Origin of the sequence: Mesorhizobium sp. M0058, from assembly GCF_040323095.1 — a bacterium.
Lineage (GTDB): Bacteria > Pseudomonadota > Alphaproteobacteria > Rhizobiales > Rhizobiaceae > Mesorhizobium.
Window position 1 is genome coordinate 534,600 of sequence record NZ_JAMYUQ010000001.1, and the last position, 17,985, is coordinate 552,584.

The window sequence follows — 17,985 nt, forward strand, 5'->3', positions numbered from 1 at the left end:
CGAGGAACGTTAGCCTCAACCGGCGCGAGATCTGGATTTGGAAGCTCTTGCTAGGGTGACCGACCCGGAAGAGCTGAACCCGCCATCCGCTGGAACAGGTCGTCGACCTGGGCCGGCGAGAGGCTGGCGTCCTCGGCGATCCACCAGGCAAGCACCGAGAGAAAGGCTCCCGATATGAACTGGACGACGAATTCCAGCGGCACGCCCGCGTCGCCGATCCGCTTGCCAGACAGTTCGGTTCGCACTGCGCGCCGTATGCGTTCACGCAATTGATCGTGGATCGTGTCGCCGCTGCTCGCAAGTAGCGCCTTGTGAAGCGACCGGAACGCCCGCGCGTGCTCGAACATCGGCAGGCTGAATTCGAACGGGCGGTTGCCTGTCTTTTCGTCTGCCGACACGCGCCTGCTCAGCGACAGCAGATGCGCCTCAAGGGCCGCGCTGCGCAATTCGTCCTTGCCGGCATAGTGCGTATAGAAGGTCGACCTGCCGACATCAGCTTTCTGGCAGATGTCTTCCACGGTGAGAGCCGCATAGCCGCACTCTGGGATCAGGGCAATCAGCGCGTCCTGCAGCATGGCGCGCGTGCGCGCGACACGACGGTCGATCGTACCCCTGTGGTCGGGCCGCTCGATTTTAATGGTCATTGCTCTTTCCACCGTGCGGTTTCGGACGTTCAGCGGTCCGTTGTCCAGCAACAGCGCTACTGGACAATCTGTCCAGTATGATACGCCGAGTCCAGAAGCTCAAGAATGCCTTGAGCACTCCGGAAACGGACGAGGAGGCAAAAGGAAATGCACCAATTTGGTCATCGGGCTGGAAACGGACAGCATTCGCGAAAGGGCGTTATTATGCTTGCCGTGCTCGTCAAACTGTCGCTGGTCGCCGGTTTTCTGCTAATGCTTCATTTCGGGGACGGCTATCTCAATGCCGGTGCTTGGACGGCTGCAGTCCACGGCCTCATCCTCGCCGCGGTCGCGGCATTCGCACTCTGGGGCGGCTTTCGTCACATGCGGACTGCCGGCGCGCATGGCGCCGGCGAAAGGGGCATCGGCATCGTCCTGCATAGGGCGGTCGGCTATGACCTGCTTGCGCGCGTCCTGACTTGGGGCCGCGAGGACCGGTTCCGTGAATTCATGCTGCGTCTGGCAAGGCTCCAGCCCGGCGAGGCGATGCTCGATGTCGCCTGCGGTACGGGCACGCTTGCCATAGCCGCGAGACAGTTGGTCGGAGCGGTCGGACGCGTCACGGGCGTCGACGCATCGGTCGAAATGGTCGAGAGGGCGCGCGTCAAGGCTACGCGAGCCGGCGTTGATCTGACCTTCCTCCAGGCGACGGCCCAGGAACTTCCCTTCGAAGATGGCCAATTCGACATCGTGATCGGTACGCTCATGCTGCATCACCTGCCGAAACCCGACCGATCGACCTTCTTTCGTGAAGCGGAGCGGGTTCTGAAGCCGGGAGGCCGACTGCTGCTTATCGACTTCGGAAGGCCGCTGCACGAATCCACATTGCCGAGGCTCCATCGGCACGGGCATATCGACATGAATGCGGTCGGAACTCTACTGGTCGAGACAGGCTTCAGGGTCGACGATACCGGCGCCGTCGGGACCATGAACCTCGATTATGTGCGCGCGACCACGGACAAGATCCTGCCTGCCTGAGCGCGGCATGCTGCGGCGACCGGACCGGGCGCGCCGCCGCCAGGAAGACGCGCGGGCCGGTAGTCGCGGGCCGCGCTGCATTGTGTGCGCAGCCGCCGCGGCGCTATCTTGCCGATTGGCTATCCCGGCCTGCTTCGATACGCGAGTCTACCGAATGCCCAAGACCTACTTGTCCTTGACGCTTGCGGCCGCATGGTTGGCATCACCGCTTGCGCATGCCGATGGCGTCGACCGGGCGCTGGATGCCTTCCACGCGACATGCCTGGCGCACGGCCCCGACTTCGAGCGAACCGCGACATTGGCAAAGACGCGCGGATGGACGCCGCTCGTCGACGGCGCGGCACTTGCTCCTGTGGATGCCATGAAGGCCTTCCGCGGATGGCAGGTCACCGGCGACGACCTTCCGGCCGGAACGATGGTCGCGGTGACCAGGGCGACCATGGACGGCAGGTCCGTCCAGACCTGCTCGCTCAAGCTTTTCGATGTCGACCGCGCCGAGTTTGAAAAACGGTTCTTCCACCGCACCGACGCCGAAAAAATCGGCGAGGAGAGGAAGGCAGGCAGGTTTCCCGGCTGTTCATACTGATCGCGGGCAATCGCAAGCAGCTCGTGCATTTGACGTCGCCAGCCGTTCGGGGCACAGCGAACGCCATCATAGCAAGTTCGATCGTCGATGATTGAAAAGGCTTCGCGGGCCGCGTCCCAATTTAGCCTGCTTGCGCTGCCAGATCACTCGGTTGGCGCGCAATGACGAGAAAGCGAGCGCAAATGCGACTGACCAGCACGATTTTTGGCGTGGCGCTCCTGCTCGCCTCCACCGTCGCGGCCGGCGCTCATCCTCATGTCTTCGCGGAAGCCCGTTTGGACCTAACGGTTGGCGCTGACAAGTCGGTCAAGTCGCTCAAGCATCTCTGGCGGTTCGACGAGCTCTTCTCCTCGACGGTGCTGATGGAGTTCGACAAGAATTCCGACCTTACTCTCGACGCCGAAGAACTCGACGCCGCCGCCCTCACCATCCATGCCTCACTGGAAGAATACAATTATTTCCAAATGGTCACTGTGGAAGGCAAGGACGTGGCGATGACGCCGCCGGCGAGGCTGGTCACTAGCTACGAGAACAATCAACTCGTCATCCAATTCGAGACGCAGCCGAAAGACACGCTGGCGCTCGCCGGCAAGGTGAGCATCGGCGTCTACGATCCGACCTTCTACACCGCGATCGATTTCACCGATGACGATAAGATCGCCGTGGCTGGCCTACCGAAAGATTGCACGAGGGCCGTCGTCCGCCCCGATCCGAATACCGCAATCGCACAGAATCAGACGAAATTGACGGATGCCTTCTTCAGCGATCCGACCGGAACCGATCTCGGCAAGATATTCGCGACACGCCTTGAATTGACGTGCGGTTGAAGCGGCGGAACGGATAGAACGTGTTTTTCCAAACCCTGGTCGAGTTTCAACGCACGATATACTTGGCGCTCGCCGAACAGATCAAATTGCTGTCAGCCGGGGGCGACTGGCTGGCGTTCACTGCCTTCCTGCCGATGGGTGTCCTGTTCGGAGCTGCGCATGCTTTGACACCCGGACACAGCAAAGCCGTGCTGGCTACCTATTTGGCCGGATCGGATGCCAGCATCCGTCGCGGCCTACTGGTGTCGCTGACACTCTCCTTCACCCATGTCACGATTGCCGTTGTGATTGCAGCCCTCTCGTTGCCATTAGTCTCGATTGCGCTGGGCAGCGTCGGCCGGGCGCCGCTTTTGGAGGATGTCAGTCGTGGCCTGCTCGGGTTAATTGGTCTGTGGATGCTTTGGCGGGCGCTCAGCCACGGTCATCACCATCAGCATGAAGGCGAGGTTGTGGGCGTCATGGCCGGCCTGATCCCATGTCCATTGACGCTCTTCGCGATGACCTTCGCGATCTCAAGAGGTGTTCCGGTCGCGGGCATACTCTTTGCAATCACCATGATGGCCGGCGTGGCACTGACGTTGTCTTGCGTGGCAGTTCTGTCGATCCTGTTTCGGGAACGGCTGGTGCATTTCTTCGACCGTCGGCCGCGCCTGTTCGATGTGATATCGCGAACTATCGAAGGTACCGCCGGCCTTATTCTTACTGGCGTGGCTGTCTGGCAAATCTCGTCGAAATGAGAAAGTTTGACCGACCGCCAAGGCCACAGCGATTCTCATAGGGATCACATTGCAATTAACGACGTCGTGCCATTAAGTGCCGGCACGCGTGGTTCGGGTTTGGGTTTAGAACATTGAGTGACCGTCAGAAGATCATTTGGATGATAGCGCTGGCGATCCTCGCCGGCATCGGGGTGATATTGCTAAATCACTGGATCAAAGGCGATCTCTACGCGGCGGATCCATTGACTTCGACTACCCAGATACGCCACATTTAGTTCGGCCGGCATGACCGGTTCTTTTTCTATCCGATTTCTGGCCCGCCGGTTCGCGCCGGCGGATTTTTTGCGGGGGTAGGATACTCAGCGCGGATTTGGCTATCTTGCCCCTGATTGTCAGAGGCGGAGCTGCGGTGATCGCTCCGCAATGATGGCCAACGGCGGTTCCACGACGGCGGCATACGCGCTTGAGAGATGAGAGTGGCTGTTTCATAAAGAGGATATCATGCCTGCGGACGATGGTAGTCTACGCGACATTCTTGGAATTCTGTTGGTTCTCCTACTCGTAGGCGCCAACGGTTTCTTTGTCGCCGCCGAATTTGCGCTGGTCGCGGTTAGACGAAGCCGCGTCGACGAATTGGCTACAGCTGGACGCTCGAACGCCAGCCTCCTTCAACGGGCTTTGGTGAATCTCGATGCGAACCTTGCAGCAACTCAGCTCGGCATCACCATCTCATCGCTGGCGCTCGGTTGGGTCGGCGAGCCTGCACTCGCTCATCTGATCGAGCCACTCCTCTTGGGAGTGATGGGGTCGCTGGCCACGGCAGCTTCGCACACCATTGCCGTCGCAATCGCCTTCATCATCATAACCGCGCTACACATTGTCTTGGGTGAACTAGCGCCGAAAAGTCTGGCGCTCCAGCGCAGCGAGAGCACGGCACTTCGGGTCGTCCGCCCTCTCGGTCTGTTCCTGTTCCTGCTCAGGCCGGCGATCCTTGTTCTCAACGGTCTCGGCAATCTGGTGCTGCGTCTGTGCGGTCTGCGTCCGGGCACAGGCGAGGAGTCCTTGCATTCGCCCGAAGAGCTGAAGCTGCTCGTGGCGGCAAGCCAGGAGGCAGGGCTCCTTCATCAGACGCAACAGGAACTGGTCGAGCGTGTCTTCAACATCGGCGATCGGCGCATTGCCGACATCATGACACCGCGACGCGATATCGACTGGATCGATACCGACGACATCCCTGACGAGATTCTGCGCACCATCCGGCAATGTCGCCATGAGCAGCTTCTGGTCGGCCGTGGGGGGATAGACGAACCGCTTGGCATGATTCTGAAGAAGGACCTTCTCCACCAGGTGCTCGACGGCAAAATGCTTGACCCGATGGCGGTCATCCGAGAACCTTTGATCGTTCACGAGGCAACGCCGATTTTCCGTGTACTCGATCAGTTCAAGCGGACGCCGGTGCGCCTGGCGATCGTCATCGACGAATATGGCGCTCTGGAGGGGATTGTCACCCAGACCGATCTGCTCGAAGCCATCGCAGGCGACCTTCCTGACCTGGACAATGAGGACCCTGATGTCATAGAGCGCGATGACGGGTCCTTGCTCATCGACGGAATGATGCTGGCGCACGATGCGTTCGCTCGCCTAGGATTCCGATCGGGGTCTGCCGAAGGGGATTTTCACACGATCGCTGGGTTCGCCTTGTCCCGCCTTGGGCACTTGCCGGAAGCCGGTGAGCACTTTGACTACGAGGGCTGGCGCTTCGAGATCCTCGATATGGATGGAAGGCGGATCGACAAGGTGCTCGCTCGCCGTGAGCCGCCTACATCCAAGCCGGCAACCAGTTGAGACTGACCGCGCGACAGGCCGGTAAGCCGGCCGGCCTTTTGCGCGCGAATATTCCCACTTTTCGAACCCATGCTCCCACAGTAGTCCCTATCCACAAACGCCCGTCAGTTCGCCCAGGACGCGTATGCGCTGGAGTCACAGTGACTGGTGAGCGTCTTCGCGTCGCGCTATGTGATCAATGGAACCGACAGTTGAGGGTCTAAATGGACGCCAAGAGCGCCGTCTGGCTGATTATTGGGGTCCTGGTGGTGCTAGTGGTGGCCTTTCTCACCGCAATGGCATTCGGGCTGCTATGAGTCAGCCAGGCTGATCGACACTCGCCACAGGCCGTTGTGGCGCCGGGGCGGTGGCACCCCCATTACCACAGCGACTGCGCGACGGAGGGACATGTCGGTTGCGTGTCGACGAACGACCACAGATGCGGCATGCGGCAATTTTTTGCGGCGAAGAATGATTTTTGAATCGTGTACAGAAGTCATGGCCAAGACCAATCCCAAATCCCCTGATTTTCCGCCGCCGCGCCGTTGACCCGCTTTGAGAAAGCCGAGTTCGCGAAGCTTTGCGATCCGAAAGGCCGTCGCAAATCAACTTGCACCGACAGATGCCTCGCTGGTCTGTGATCTGGTAACGGCGAGGTCGCGCTCATTGCCATGCGAGCCCTGTTCAAGCGCGCTGTGGCCGATTGCAGCGACTCGGAATTTCTTTCGACGAAACGACATCTGCTGTCGATCACCAGCGGCATTGACCGGACAACGGCGGCCACGCAAAAGATGGCCGCGCAATTGGGCGTCTAAGCCCGTCGCTCGCCATTTCATCGGCCGATCTTGATGCGCGGGAGCAATATTGGATATTGAACATCGGCACTTAACCAGTAGGTAATTTGCAATCAGCCAGTTGTGCTAACTCCCCGATAGTGCTCTTCTGTCCGAATTATCTTGGGAGGGCGATATGAAATCTACAATTCTTGCCGCCATGGCGGCTTTGACCATGTTGGCATTTTCGGTGGATACCTTCGCACACGGCGGCGGCACCGATGCCAATGGGTGCCATACCAACCACAAGACTGGCGAGTATCACTGCCACTGATATCAGGACCAAATTGCGTGATTTGGGTTCGTGCGAGTAGGCATATTCGCGGCGCCTAGATAGCAGCGTTGCTCACCGTGGGGGGCGCAGATGAGAATTCGAAGGCTGTTCCACTTGGGCACATTGATGCTTGCGGCGGCATCAGCTACGCCATGTCATGCGCAGGGGACTTTCGGAGGAAATGACTGCACCGAAGATTGTTCCGGGCATAAAGCTGGCTACGACTGGGCTGAGCAAAATCAGATTTCCAACGACAGCGACTGCAGCTCAAACAGCCAATCATTTAATGAGGGCTGCCAAACATTCGTTGAAGACCCGTCTCGCGGTTCGGACGAAGACGATGAAGGCGAAGAGATAGACGACTGAGATACAGCGCTGATTCGGATAAGGATCCAGCCGGCGGCTCCGTCGTGTAGGCGCGGTCGCTTTTGGTGTGGCATCTTTCATCGGCTGCGCTCATGCCGAAGACGCGTGCGACCCAAACTACGCGGGAGCCTGCGTTCCAATCGCCAGCGACGTCGATTGCTCCTCCGGAAAGGGCAATGGTCCGCCTAGGTACGCGGCCCGGTCACTGTTGTCGGCACGGATATCTATGATCTGGACCGCGACGGCGATGGGATCGGCTGCGAAAACGGCTAGAGCCACGCTACGGCTTGGACGGCCCTGTCCCGTTCCACTGGATGAACGCCACTTCCTTCCCGGTGACTTCCCGCACGGCTTTCAACAGCACCTCATGCAGGACGCGCGTCTGCCGGTAGTCGTCGCTATGGGGCGATATAAACGGCTGATGATACTTAAGTGCAGTGCCTCCGCTGCCGTCGCAAAGCGCTCAATTTCAGCCTGTGATAATTGCTGCGAACCTTTCGACCTGGCCATGTCCTATCCTCGAAATCTCTCTGTGTGCCAGACGACCTTGCCGTCGATCTTCATCGGCTTGTGGATCATCAAGCGCTTCGGCAGATGCTCGGGATGCACCTCCAAACCAATGGTCGAACCGGGAATTTCCACCACTCTTATCGGGAAAGTCACGCAGCGCATCACCTCGGCGTCAGACGCCCGGCGTGAATCCGACCTTCCAGCAATGCCTCACCGCGCGTCGGCGTGACCGCAGCGGGAACATTCGGCCATGCGGTGGAGGATCAGGTGTGGCGCATCTATAGGAAATCGTCGGCATCTGTCGGCTTAGAAGTGCTGCCCTCAGCAATCAATTGGTCGCCTTCGGAGCCGCCCCGAACGCGATGACGATTCAGCCCAAAGATTAGGGAAATCGGACGTCCCTTCTTCACCGGTTAGGAGTAGGACCAACACCGCCCTGGCGCGTGAGGAAGGTCTGTGACCGAAATTCAGAAGCGCAGGGCGCAAGCTACAATGGCCCTGACTGATCTTAGCCAATGTGGCGTTCCTTCCGGGTATTCTTTCCAGGCCACGCCCAAGGCGTCCTCGAATGGATTGGGTCTGACCGAAGACCGTCTTCGTTTCACTCCGTCTCGATCGTCTTCTCGCAACGTCGGCGCTGCGTTTTCTTCCCCTGTCCGCTGCGCGTCCATTCCTCACGGTCCAAGAAAGCCTCGCGTCGCCGTCTTCCACTTCGTTTCAGCCCCTTCGGGATGCAGACCGATCGTTTCCGGTCTCACGTCCACCATCGAGGCCGCCTTGGGCGCGGCCCGAGAAAACACAAAGGAACATCACCATGGCTACGATCGGCACTTTCTCCCGCACCGCGAACGGCTTCTCCGGCTCGGTCAAGACCCTCAATCTCAACGTCAAGACGGTAACGTTCGCTCCGACGGATGGCGAAAATGAAAAGGGTCCCGACTTCCGCATCTTCGCTGGCGCCACCGAGTTCGGGGCGGCATGGAAGAAGACCTCGCGCGAGGGACGCGACTACCACTCGGTCAAGCTCGACGATCCCAGCTTCCCCGCTCCGATCTATGCGAGCCTGGTCGAGACCGACACCGAGGGTGAGTTCTCGCTCATCTGGTCACGCCGCGCCGCAGAGTGACCCGACAAAACACGAAGCCCCGCCGCAAGGCGGGGCTTTGCCATGTTCAGGTCCTATACAACTTGGCACGTCGGGCTAGGTGCAGCGCGTTACGCTTTGGCCGGCGCCTTGCGGACCTTCTTCAGCGGCGACTTCATGGCCGCCGCAGTCGTCGCCGCTGCCGCCGCACGAGTAGCCCGTTTTGGTTTTTCCGCCGCGGCAGACGTGGGCGTCGCCGCCTTGCGCCCGAGCCCTATTGATTTCGCCAGAGCCGACCGGGTAGCCGCGTAGTTCGGCGCCACCATCGGATAGTCGGACGGCAGGTTCCATTTCTGCCGGTATTCGTCGGGGGTCAGGTTGAAGTGCTGAAGGTGCCGCTGAGCGATTTGAATTTCCTTCCGTCTTCCAGACAGATGATGAAGTCAGGTGTCACCGATTTCTTGATCGAAACTGCCGGGTCCTGTTTTACCACAGGTTCTACCGCCGGCGTGCCGATGCCATTCAGGGCGGCATGGATGTCGCCGATGAGTTTCGGCAACTCGCCAACCGGTACTGGATTGTTCGATACATAGGCGGCGACAATGTCAGCCGTTATCGACACGGTATCCAGTTTGTTGCCTTGCTCGAGAGCAGTGGTCATATGATTTCCCTTTTTTGTATCGGATGAATTGAGCGACGTTTGATTTTTCTAGCCTGCCCACGGCGCAAATAGTACGTTTCTTCGTAAAATCCACCTCTTTTGCGCAACATGACAAGAGTAAGTTTCGCTTCTGTTGTCCCATCGGCTGGGATGCTTTTGCCTATCTCATCTAAAGCGAGGAGCTTCCTTCACTTTTCCGCCCGTTCCAGCTGTGCAGAGCAATGCCGCTGGCTCTCACCCTGGCTATAGAGTTTGTATCAATGCGCAGTGTGCATGATCGAATCTGGAGGGCGTGGGAGGTTTCGAGGGCACGATCTGGATTTTGAAGTTCGCTCATAGGGCAGCGCCCGCTTTGACGAGCGTCGCCAACGCGAGCCTTGCGCTCTATATGATCAGGATCAAGGCTCGCGAGAGAAGATTGTCGGCGGTCGCGAGGAGATCGCGAAAGCTTCCTGCGCAAGCGCTTGACTGCGGCGCTGGCACACCGGCGGAAGTTTGCTGTTCCGACTTCGGACTGGCCGCTGCTCGCCAACTGTGGCTATGTTCGCCAGTCCATCTGCTCTTCACGCCGTTCACCATCGAATGCCTGCTTTCCCTTCGCGGCCAAAAGCTCCCGGCATGCTTACCGTCATGGCCCTGCAGCTTCGCGGCGATCCAGAGCATCGCGCCGTAGATGATTGCGCGATCGTCATTGGTGAGCTCGACAATGCCTGCCTTGAGGACGAGACCGCCAAGCTCGATCAGCTGTCGGGTGCGTTTGCGACGCTCCACCTGCCATGTTCTCATGTCATTGCGAGCCTGTGCCGCCTGCCGGCGATTGCGCGCTGCCCGATTGCGCTGGAGCGCCGCGAGGGTTGCGCTGAGATGCCGAAGCAGTTCGCCGGGACCTGCTCTCGAAAAACATCACCCCACGCTTAGCCCATGCCTCACGCTTTGCCGTGTCTTTCGTCTCAGTGATTGCGACCAGTGCGCCCGCCAGTTCGTCCGCGCTGAGCTGATCGGCGCCGGTGGCGATCACCAGCTCGCCAAGCTGCTGCACCTTTCTGGTTTTGAGCTCTCGCGCTTTTTCTTCCAGGGCTTGAAGTTCTGCGTCGAAGTCCCGCGGTTTGCGCATGGCTGTCTCCATCGGTTGTCGGTCGGAGGATGATAGGGGAGCGGCTGCCGGAAGGCTTCAGGGTCGCCGAGACAGCCCGGGACGGGCTGGTCCATCCCGAGATTTTTTCGAGGGAGGGCGCGCTTATACGTCGTGCCGACGTGGGCTTTGACGTGCAAATGATCTGGTCGCGATGGCGATCTATCATCTTCACGTCAAGGTCATTGGCCGCAAGGCAGGCTCAAGCGCTGTGGCGTCCGCCGCCTACCGCTCGGCCTCGCGGCTGCGTGACGAGCGGATAGAACGCAGCCACGACTTCTCCGCCAAGCGCGGTGTCGTTCATTCCGAGGTGATGCTGCCGGAGGATGCACCGGAGGCCTGGCGCGACCGCGAACGGCTTTGGAACGATGTCGAGGCGTTCGAGGTGAGGAAGGATGCGCAACTTGCCCGCGAGGTCGAGTTTGCGCTCCCGCGTGAACTCAGCCAGGCGCAAGGCATCGAGTTGGCGCGCGACTTCGTTCAGGCTGAGTTCGTAAGCCGGGGCATGGTCGCCGATCTCAATGTGCACTGGGACCGCGCAGAGGATGGAAGCCCCAAGCCGCATGCTCATGTCATGCTGACCATGCGGGCCGTGGACGAGAATGGTTTTGGCGCCAAGGTTCGAGACTGGAATGCTACCCAGCTGGTTGAGCGCTGGCGCGAGCGATGGGCGGAGCTGGCCAATGAACGCCTGGCCGAACTCGACATCGACGCGCACATCGATCATCGCAGTCTGGAAGCGCAGGGCATTTCACTGGAGCCGCAAACCCAGATTGGTGCGCCAGCACAGCGCATTGAGGGCAGTGGCCTTGCTGCTAGCGACATTGAAGCAGATCGCGCCGAACTGCATCGCGACATCGCGCGCAACAATGGTGCGCGCATCATTGCCGATCCATCCGTGGCGCTCGATGCCATCACGCATCAGCAATCGACTTTCACCCGAAAGGACATTGCGAAGTTCTCGCATCGGCACAGCGACGGAGTGGAGCAGTTCAACGCGGTCGTGGCAGCCATCAGCAACGCACCCGATCTGATTGAACTCGGCAAGGACGGACGTGGCGAAGATCGCTTCACCACTCGGCAGATGATCGACACCGAACAGCGCCTTCACCGCGCTGCGGAGCGTATCGATTTGGACGAGAGACACGCGGTGAGTAACGCACATCGCGAGGCGGCACTGGCGCGCGCAGCGCAACGCGGGCTTGTCCTTTCGAGCGAGCAGACCGATGCGCTGGCGCATATCACCGATAGAAACGGTCTTGGTGTCGTCGTCGGCTTTGCCGGAACGGGCAAGAGCGCCATGCTGGGCGTTGCGCGCCAGGCATGGGCAGCGGCGGGCTACGAGGTTCGAGGCGCCGCACTCTCCGGCATTGCCGCCGAGAATCTGGAAGGCGGATCAGGCATCTCATCACGCACCATCGCCAGTATGGAGCATAGCTGGGGACAGGGCCGCGATCTGCTCACAGCTCGCGATGTCCTGGTGATTGATGAGGCCGGCATGGTCGGCACGCGCCAGTTGGAGCGCGTGCTTTCCCATGCCGCCGACGTTGGCGCAAAAGTCGTACTCGTCGGCGATCCGCAGCAGTTGCAGGCGATCGAGGCCGGCGCCGCATTCCGTTCCATCCACGAGCGTCATGGCGGCGTCGAAATCGGTCAGGTTCGCCGGCAGCGTGAGGACTGGCAGCGCGATGCCACGCGCGATCTGGCAACCGGCAGGATCGGCGCCGCGATCGGCGCCTACGATGCGCAAGGCATGGTGCATCAGGCTGCAACGCGCGACGAGGCGCGAGCTGAACTCGTCGAGCGCTGGGATCGCGACAGGCAGGCGCATCCAGAGGCAAGCCGGATCATTCTCACCCACACAAACAACGAGGTGAGCGCGCTCAACCAGGCAGCGCGCGAGCGCATGCGCGCTGCCGGCGATCTCGGCGACGAGGTTCAGGTGGATGTGGAACGCGGTGCAAGGGCCTTCGCCAGCGGCGACCGTGTCATGTTCCTGCGCAACGAGCGCGCGCTTGGCGTCAAGAACGGCACGCTCGGCGTGATCGAAGAGGTCAGCATACAGAGGATGACGGTTCAAATCGACGACGGCCGATCCGTGCGCTTCGATCTGAAAGACTATGCCCACATCGACCACGGCTATGCCGCGACCATTCACAAGGCCCAGGGCATGACCGTCGACCGGACGCATGTGCTCGCCACACCGGGCATGGATGCGCATGGCAGCTACGTCGCACTGTCGCGGCATCGAGACGGAATGGACCTGCACTACGGCAGCGATGACTTCACGACCCGCGAACGCCTCGTCCGGACGCTGTCACGGGACCGCGCCAAAGATATGGCGTCGGATTACGAGCAGGTCGACTCGGCGCAACACTATGCCGAACGGCGCGGCATCACGTTCCGCGAGCGCGTGGTCGAGATCGTGCGCCGGATCGTTCCGGAGAAGCTGCGCGACAGGATAGGCGGACTGCTCGACGGGTTGCGCTCGCCCGCAGACGCCGTGCCCATGCAGGAACGTGGACCTGGGCCGGGAAGGGAGAGTGTAGAGGTACGGATCGGAGATGCGGACCCGACGCCCGGCAGAGAAAATCTCGCCACCGGAGTGCCACGAGGCGCGAATGTGCCGGTGGACGCGGAAGCGGCGTTGCGCAGCGCTCGTACGAAGGCGCTTATTCGTCACGCGCGCGCTATCGACGCGATATCGCACAACGGAGATGCGGATGGGCTGGGCAGTCCCGAGCAGATGCGCGAGTTGAGGGATGCCCGTAGGGCCTTCGAGAAGGTGCGGCCCTTTGGCTGGCGCGATGCCGAAGCGGCTTATGTGAAAAATCCCGAACTTGTCCACGAGGCGGGGGCTGGCCGCGTCCGCCGCATCGTGCTTGCTCTCCAGCTTGAGACGGAAATCCGCACCGGGATGGACATCGATCCAGGCCGCCGCGCCGACCGTTTCGTCGAACGCTGGCAAAAGCTCGATCGGACGGGACGGGAGCAATATCAGGCCGGCGACATGTCCGGCTACAAGTCAACGCGCTCGGCCATGTCCGATATGGCCAAGAGCCTTGAACGCGATCCGCAGCTTGAATCCATGCTCGCCAATCATAAGAAGGCGCTTGGCATCGAGGTCGAATCCGGCCGGCGTCTGGGTGTGGAACTGGCATTCAGCCATGGCATCGGAAAGGGGCGGGGCCTTGGGCTCTGACACCCCTCCGATTTGCCACCGTTTTCACGCTACAGGCGGATGAAGCGAAAAATCGGATTGCCTCCGGCATGGGTTCGTCCTGTCTGTCCCAACAGAAATCAGCAACAACCATTCAGGTGGACGCAAGCTATGTCCGAGCCGGATCGTATCGTTCGTCTCAAAACAGTCCTCGCCAGGACAGGCCTGTCCCGCTCGACAATCTATCGCAAGATCGCCGACGGCACGTTCCCGGCTCAACTGAGGATCAGCACCAATGGCGCCGGGTGGCATGAATCCGAGATCAACCGCTGGGTTGAGGATCCCATTCGATGGGGGTCGAAGGCTGAGGTGAAGAGGTCCGATTGAACGGGTAGGTGCAACAACCTGGGGGCTTCCTTGCCGGTTCTGCAAATTGTCAATTTGCACTAGCGCGGTCACACGCTCCCATCGCTCAACCTGTTACTTCCGATAGCTTCTTGATGGCTGACGGAGCGCTAAAACCGAGAATCTCGGCGAGGTTTATAAACTCCACGACATCAACACGTCTCTGTCCGCTTTCTAGTCGAGCTACGAACGATTGGTATTGGCCGAGCCTGGTTGCCAACTCAACTTGCGTAAGGCCTGCCGCTTCACGGTTTTTGATCAGCAGCGCGATCAAAGCTTTGTGCCGATTCGTACCGAGTGTATCTACCACTTATCACCTCATCTGAACTCAGATGGGGGCTTCCTTTATATCTGATTTTCAGTTATCTTAAATTCAGATATTTAGCTGAGGCCGCCAAAGCGTTTGGCTGTATCACCAACCATGCAAAGCTGTTTGGAGCTCGGATCATGGATGATTCCGACGATAGCATGAATTTGTTTTTCATCACCCGGCGGCGCTTGCTGACGGGAACGGCCACGGGCGCGGCGGCATGGCCCTTCCAGGCAAAATCGCTGGCTGGCGAACTGACGGACGGCAGCGCGGCCGATCCTGCTCTTCGTCTGTGTGGGAGCTGGCAAAGAATCCATGATGAGACACTGGCGCTGTGCCGCGAACAGCAGCGGTTGGAGACACACCTCGCCAGGATAGTTGGCTTTCCCTGCGCCAAGGTGCGGCTTGCCGATGGTACGGACGTGACGCTCCATTCCATCGAGAGCCTGAACGATGCCCACTCTCCTGAAAATGAAGTCGAATGGGGCAGGGCGCTTGCGGATTTCGTGGCACACCAGGCGCGCTGGGACGCTGCTGATGCTGAGATCGGCTATTCGAGAACAGACGAACTGATCCGGCAATCGGAAACAGTCGAAGGGGCACTTCTGGATGATCTACCGCAGACAGCGGCCACGTCCATCGAAGGCATTTTGGCCAAGCTCAAGGTCATCCTGCGTGACGGTGAGCACTGGGAACATCCAGACGATTTTCCCTGGCCGCACATCCGATCGGTACTGCATGACCTCATCCGTCTTCACCGTTTAGACGCTGCGACGAACCCAAGCTCAGAAAAGCAGCAAAACTCACAGAGCAGGTGAAGCCTTGATGAAAATCTTGGATCGTTTTCAAAGCGGTGTGGCACCTAACGGTGAGGTCGGTCCCCATCCGGCCGACCGTCACGTCGGCAGGCAGATCGCGACTCTGCGAGTCCAGTCGGACGTCTCGCAGGCGCAACTGGCCCGTGCGATCCGCATCAGCTTTCAACAGCTCCAGAAATACGAAAGCGCGCGCAACCGCGTCAGCGCTTCCACGCTCTACGAAATCGCCCGCTCGCTGGATGTTCCTGTCAGCCGCTTCTTCGATGGTCTGCCGGGCAATGGCGAGGCAACCGCTCCGCTCCTGCCCGTAGACGAACGCCTGGGCTTCATCGCCAGCGCGGAAGGCAGACGCTTGATCGAAAGGCTGATGCGACTCCCCCCGCGTGTGCGCAACCGCGTGTCGTCTCTGCTCTTTGAATTGGGAAAGGGAATCGATCCTGTGCAATGCCCAGACGAGTATTAGAAACGAGGTTGAGGAGGTCGTGAGGGCCCGCGCCACTTGTTGCCTACAACCTCGGAAAGACGGCGGTGGGTGTAGTCAGGCGATCCCGCCAGACATGCCTGAGAGCTTCTCCAGAGCCGCCCGGAATAGCTTGCGGCTTGAGGTTGGGACTTGCGGATTTCCGAAAAGCACGCCTTGCTATCCAATTCTGCGACTAATCAATTTGATGGCTTTTCTCATCTCCTGCATGCGCGCATCTGGGAGACATGGACCAAGATCACGATCTCGGCAGGATTGAACCAAGCCGCGCATTCTGCGGACTGTTATTTTCAGCAGAAGCCCAGCCGATCCGTAGCGAGCGCTACTCGCAATGGTTGTGAGGTACCAAAAAAGGGCCTTGTTCCGAGCGCCTGACAGAGCGATTCTGCGCCTTGCAAAAGCACTTGCGCGCCAAGCGGCTCGCGAAGACCACGAGCGTGAACAGGCCGAGAAAACTTATCATGACTCGAACCGCGATCTACGCACGCTTCTCAACCGACCTCCAAAATGAGCGATCAATCGACGATCAACTCGCTTTGTGCCGAGCATATGCAGAACGTGAGGGGTTGAACGTTGTCGCAACGTTTGACGACCGAGCACGCTCCGGTGGCTCCGTCCTGGGCCGTGACGGATTACTTCAGCTCATGGACAAAGCGCGTGAGCACGAATTCGACGTGCTCGTCGTAGAGGCACTTGATCGGCTCTCGCGCGACATGGAAGACCTTGCGGGCATTCACAAACGCCTTTCATTTCTCGGCATCGAAATTCGTGCCGTTCACGAAGGCGTGGTGAACACGGTCTTGGTCGGCCTGCGCGGTCTCGTTGGCCAGCTATACCGAGAGGACATCGCTCACAAAGTCCGCAGGGGCCAAGCCGGCCGAGTCAACAAAGGGCTTCACGCCGGCGGTCTGACCTATGGCTATTCGTACGTGCTAGGCGATCCCGGGAAGCGGATGATCGCAGAGGATGAAGCGGAAATCGTGCGTCGTGTCTTTCGAGAGTATGTCGCAGGGCAAACCCCGCGCGATATCGCTCACGATCTAAACACAGACCGCATACCGCCGCCTCGCGGTCGTGCCTGGAATGCCTCCACCATCAATGGAAATGTGCAGAGAGGGACGGGGCTGCTTCACAATGAGCTTTATGCTGGCCGCCTGATCTGGAACAGGGTCAGAATGATCAAGGATCCTGACACGGGGAAACGTGTCTCGCGCCCAAATCCCAAGGGTGACTGGCGAGTAGTCGCAGTGCCCGACCTCGCTATTGTTCGGTCCGACCTGTTCGACGCAGCACAAGCACGCAAGAAGGCGCGTGCAACCACTCATCCAAGCCACCAGCGCCGACCACGGCACATGTTGACGGGGCTCCTGAGGTGTGGTGCCTGTGGTGCGGGAATGTCGTCGAAAGGCGTGGACAAGTCCAAGCGCATTCGCATCCGCTGTTCCGCCGCGACTGAAAGCGGAACATGCGCCGCTCCCAAGACCTTCTATTTGGATACGATCGAAGCTGCAGTTCTGAACGGCCTTTCCGCCGAGTTGCGCCATCCCGAAGTGATTGCCCAGTACGTCCAGACCTACCACGAAGAACGGAAGCGCTTGGCAGCCGACACCGATGCCAGGCGCAGCCGTTTGGAGCGACGGCTTGAAGAACTAACTCGGGAGATCGAGCGCCTGGTCAACGCCATTGCCAAGGGCTATGGCGACCCAGCCGTGCTGGGACCGCAATCAACAACGCTGAATGAAGAGCGTAAGGGCATTCTAGCCGAGTTGGATCGGGTGCCCGCCGCTACGGCAGTGATCGCGCTGCACCCTGCGGTGCTCGCTCGCTACGAGGAACAACTAAACCAACTTCGGACCGGGCTTGCTAAGGGCATTGCTTTTGGCGATTCCGAATGTGCAGAGGCAATGCGCGACTTGGTCGAAACCGTCACGGTGTTTCGAGATCCATCGAGGATCGGCGGCGTCGAAGTCGAAATCGCTGGGCGGTTAACGGCACTCTTGGGCGAGGGTGCCTTCCCCCACGGCGTCAAAGGAGCGGGGGGAATGGTGGTAGCGGGAGACCGCTACATCGCAAGACCCACCATTGAGAAGGCGTTTTTTTGCTTTCGTCGGCATGCGGCGTGACGCAAGTCATTTGGACGTTCATCTGCCGACGATATCGACCTCCGAGGGGATGGAGGCTTTTTCAAAGGCTTGAGGCGCCTAAAGTCGAGCGTGGAAGGCGGTGCAGCCGTGCCTTCTGCGGAAGCGGGACCGACAGCGGCCCGACCGGCACCGGCGAAGCGAAAGCGGCGAGGAGGAGCCGCAGAATGATCGCCCAGCGGTGACGCCCACG

16 protein-coding genes and 3 pseudogenes are annotated in these 17,985 nt (G+C 59.8%); 13 read left to right on the forward strand and 6 right to left on the reverse strand.

The window, feature by feature from the left end; all coding sequences use genetic code 11:
- Positions 1-50: 50 nt before the first annotated feature.
- Positions 51-644, reverse strand: coding sequence for a TetR/AcrR family transcriptional regulator (locus NKJ75_RS02625; protein WP_023703909.1), 594 nt, complete (start codon positions 642-644; stop codon positions 51-53).
- 204 nt (positions 645-848) lie between these two features.
- On the opposite strand from NKJ75_RS02625, the gene NKJ75_RS02630 reads away from it, so the two are divergent.
- The 7 genes from NKJ75_RS02630 to NKJ75_RS02660 all read left to right on the forward strand — a co-directional run bounded on the left by NKJ75_RS02630 (position 849) and on the right by NKJ75_RS02660 (position 7,090).
- On the forward strand, positions 849-1,661 hold the full coding sequence (locus tag NKJ75_RS02630) for a class I SAM-dependent methyltransferase (protein ID WP_352499150.1): 813 nt from the start codon (positions 849-851) through the stop codon (positions 1,659-1,661).
- A 154-nt stretch (positions 1,662-1,815) separates the two neighbouring features.
- Entirely contained in the window at positions 1,816-2,247 is a 432-nt protein-coding gene (locus NKJ75_RS02635; RefSeq protein ID WP_352499151.1) for a hypothetical protein, read from the forward strand.
- A 182-nt stretch (positions 2,248-2,429) separates the two neighbouring features.
- The gene (locus tag NKJ75_RS02640) at positions 2,430-3,074 is read left to right on the forward strand and encodes a DUF1007 family protein (RefSeq protein WP_023696813.1); all 645 of its coding nucleotides are present in this window, start codon (positions 2,430-2,432) and stop codon (positions 3,072-3,074) included.
- 20 nt (positions 3,075-3,094) lie between these two features.
- A complete protein-coding gene (locus NKJ75_RS02645; protein ID WP_023669894.1) occupies positions 3,095-3,811 on the forward strand; it encodes a HoxN/HupN/NixA family nickel/cobalt transporter in 717 nt (238 codons plus the stop codon).
- Positions 3,812-4,294: 483 nt separating this feature from the next.
- Positions 4,295-5,638: a hemolysin family protein gene (locus NKJ75_RS02650; protein WP_023703907.1), complete on the forward strand. Its 1,344-nt coding sequence runs from the start codon at positions 4,295-4,297 to the stop codon at positions 5,636-5,638.
- A gap of 948 nt (positions 5,639-6,586) precedes the next feature.
- Positions 6,587-6,724 carry a YHYH domain-containing protein gene (locus NKJ75_RS02655; RefSeq protein ID WP_023669898.1) on the forward strand — a complete coding sequence of 46 codons (138 nt, stop codon included), beginning with the start codon at positions 6,587-6,589 and terminating at the stop codon, positions 6,722-6,724.
- A 114-nt stretch (positions 6,725-6,838) separates the two neighbouring features.
- Positions 6,839-7,090 (forward strand): hypothetical protein, encoded by a 252-nt coding sequence (locus NKJ75_RS02660; RefSeq protein ID WP_245263712.1) that lies wholly within the window; start codon positions 6,839-6,841, stop codon positions 7,088-7,090.
- A 280-nt stretch (positions 7,091-7,370) separates the two neighbouring features.
- Here NKJ75_RS02660 and NKJ75_RS02665 read toward each other — a convergent pair.
- Positions 7,371-7,600 (reverse strand): annotated as a pseudogene (locus tag NKJ75_RS02665) (hypothetical protein).
- Positions 7,601-8,414: 814 nt separating this feature from the next.
- Between NKJ75_RS02665 and NKJ75_RS02670 the strand changes: the two are divergent.
- Positions 8,415-8,726, forward strand: coding sequence for a DUF736 domain-containing protein (locus NKJ75_RS02670; RefSeq protein WP_023669902.1), 312 nt, complete (start codon positions 8,415-8,417; stop codon positions 8,724-8,726).
- An 89-nt stretch (positions 8,727-8,815) separates the two neighbouring features.
- Here NKJ75_RS02670 and NKJ75_RS02675 read toward each other — a convergent pair.
- From NKJ75_RS02675 to NKJ75_RS02685, 3 genes and pseudogenes are all read right to left on the reverse strand, one after another.
- Positions 8,816-9,345 (reverse strand): annotated as a pseudogene (locus NKJ75_RS02675) (Ros/MucR family transcriptional regulator).
- Positions 9,346-9,883: 538 nt separating this feature from the next.
- A pseudogene (locus NKJ75_RS02680) lies at positions 9,884-10,131 on the reverse strand (conjugal transfer protein TraD).
- A 1-nt stretch (position 10,132) separates the two neighbouring features.
- The gene (locus NKJ75_RS02685) at positions 10,133-10,459 is read right to left on the reverse strand and encodes a conjugal transfer protein TraD (RefSeq protein ID WP_023669905.1); all 327 of its coding nucleotides are present in this window, start codon (positions 10,457-10,459) and stop codon (positions 10,133-10,135) included.
- Positions 10,460-10,631: 172 nt separating this feature from the next.
- Between NKJ75_RS02685 and traA the strand changes: the two genes are divergently transcribed.
- Positions 10,632-13,679 (forward strand): Ti-type conjugative transfer relaxase TraA, encoded by a 3,048-nt coding sequence (traA, locus tag NKJ75_RS02690; protein WP_352499152.1) that lies wholly within the window; start codon positions 10,632-10,634, stop codon positions 13,677-13,679.
- 129 nt (positions 13,680-13,808) lie between these two features.
- Complete coding sequence (locus tag NKJ75_RS02695; RefSeq protein WP_023669907.1) at positions 13,809-14,024, forward strand: helix-turn-helix transcriptional regulator; 216 nt, start codon at positions 13,809-13,811, stop codon at positions 14,022-14,024.
- A gap of 85 nt (positions 14,025-14,109) precedes the next feature.
- On the opposite strand, the gene NKJ75_RS02700 is transcribed toward NKJ75_RS02695, so the two are convergent.
- Entirely contained in the window at positions 14,110-14,352 is a 243-nt protein-coding gene (locus tag NKJ75_RS02700) for a helix-turn-helix domain-containing protein (protein ID WP_023699715.1), read from the reverse strand.
- Between the two features lie 137 nt (positions 14,353-14,489).
- On the opposite strand from NKJ75_RS02700, the gene NKJ75_RS02705 reads away from it, so the two are divergent.
- The 3 genes from NKJ75_RS02705 to NKJ75_RS02715 all read left to right on the forward strand — a co-directional run bounded on the left by NKJ75_RS02705 (position 14,490) and on the right by NKJ75_RS02715 (position 17,774).
- Positions 14,490-15,170, forward strand: coding sequence for a hypothetical protein (locus tag NKJ75_RS02705; protein WP_352499153.1), 681 nt, complete (start codon positions 14,490-14,492; stop codon positions 15,168-15,170).
- A 7-nt stretch (positions 15,171-15,177) separates the two neighbouring features.
- Positions 15,178-15,633, forward strand: coding sequence for a helix-turn-helix domain-containing protein (locus NKJ75_RS02710; RefSeq protein WP_023711097.1), 456 nt, complete (start codon positions 15,178-15,180; stop codon positions 15,631-15,633).
- A 479-nt stretch (positions 15,634-16,112) separates the two neighbouring features.
- Positions 16,113-17,774: a recombinase family protein gene (locus NKJ75_RS02715; RefSeq protein WP_352499154.1), complete on the forward strand. Its 1,662-nt coding sequence runs from the start codon at positions 16,113-16,115 to the stop codon at positions 17,772-17,774.
- Positions 17,775-17,985 lie beyond the last annotated feature (211 nt).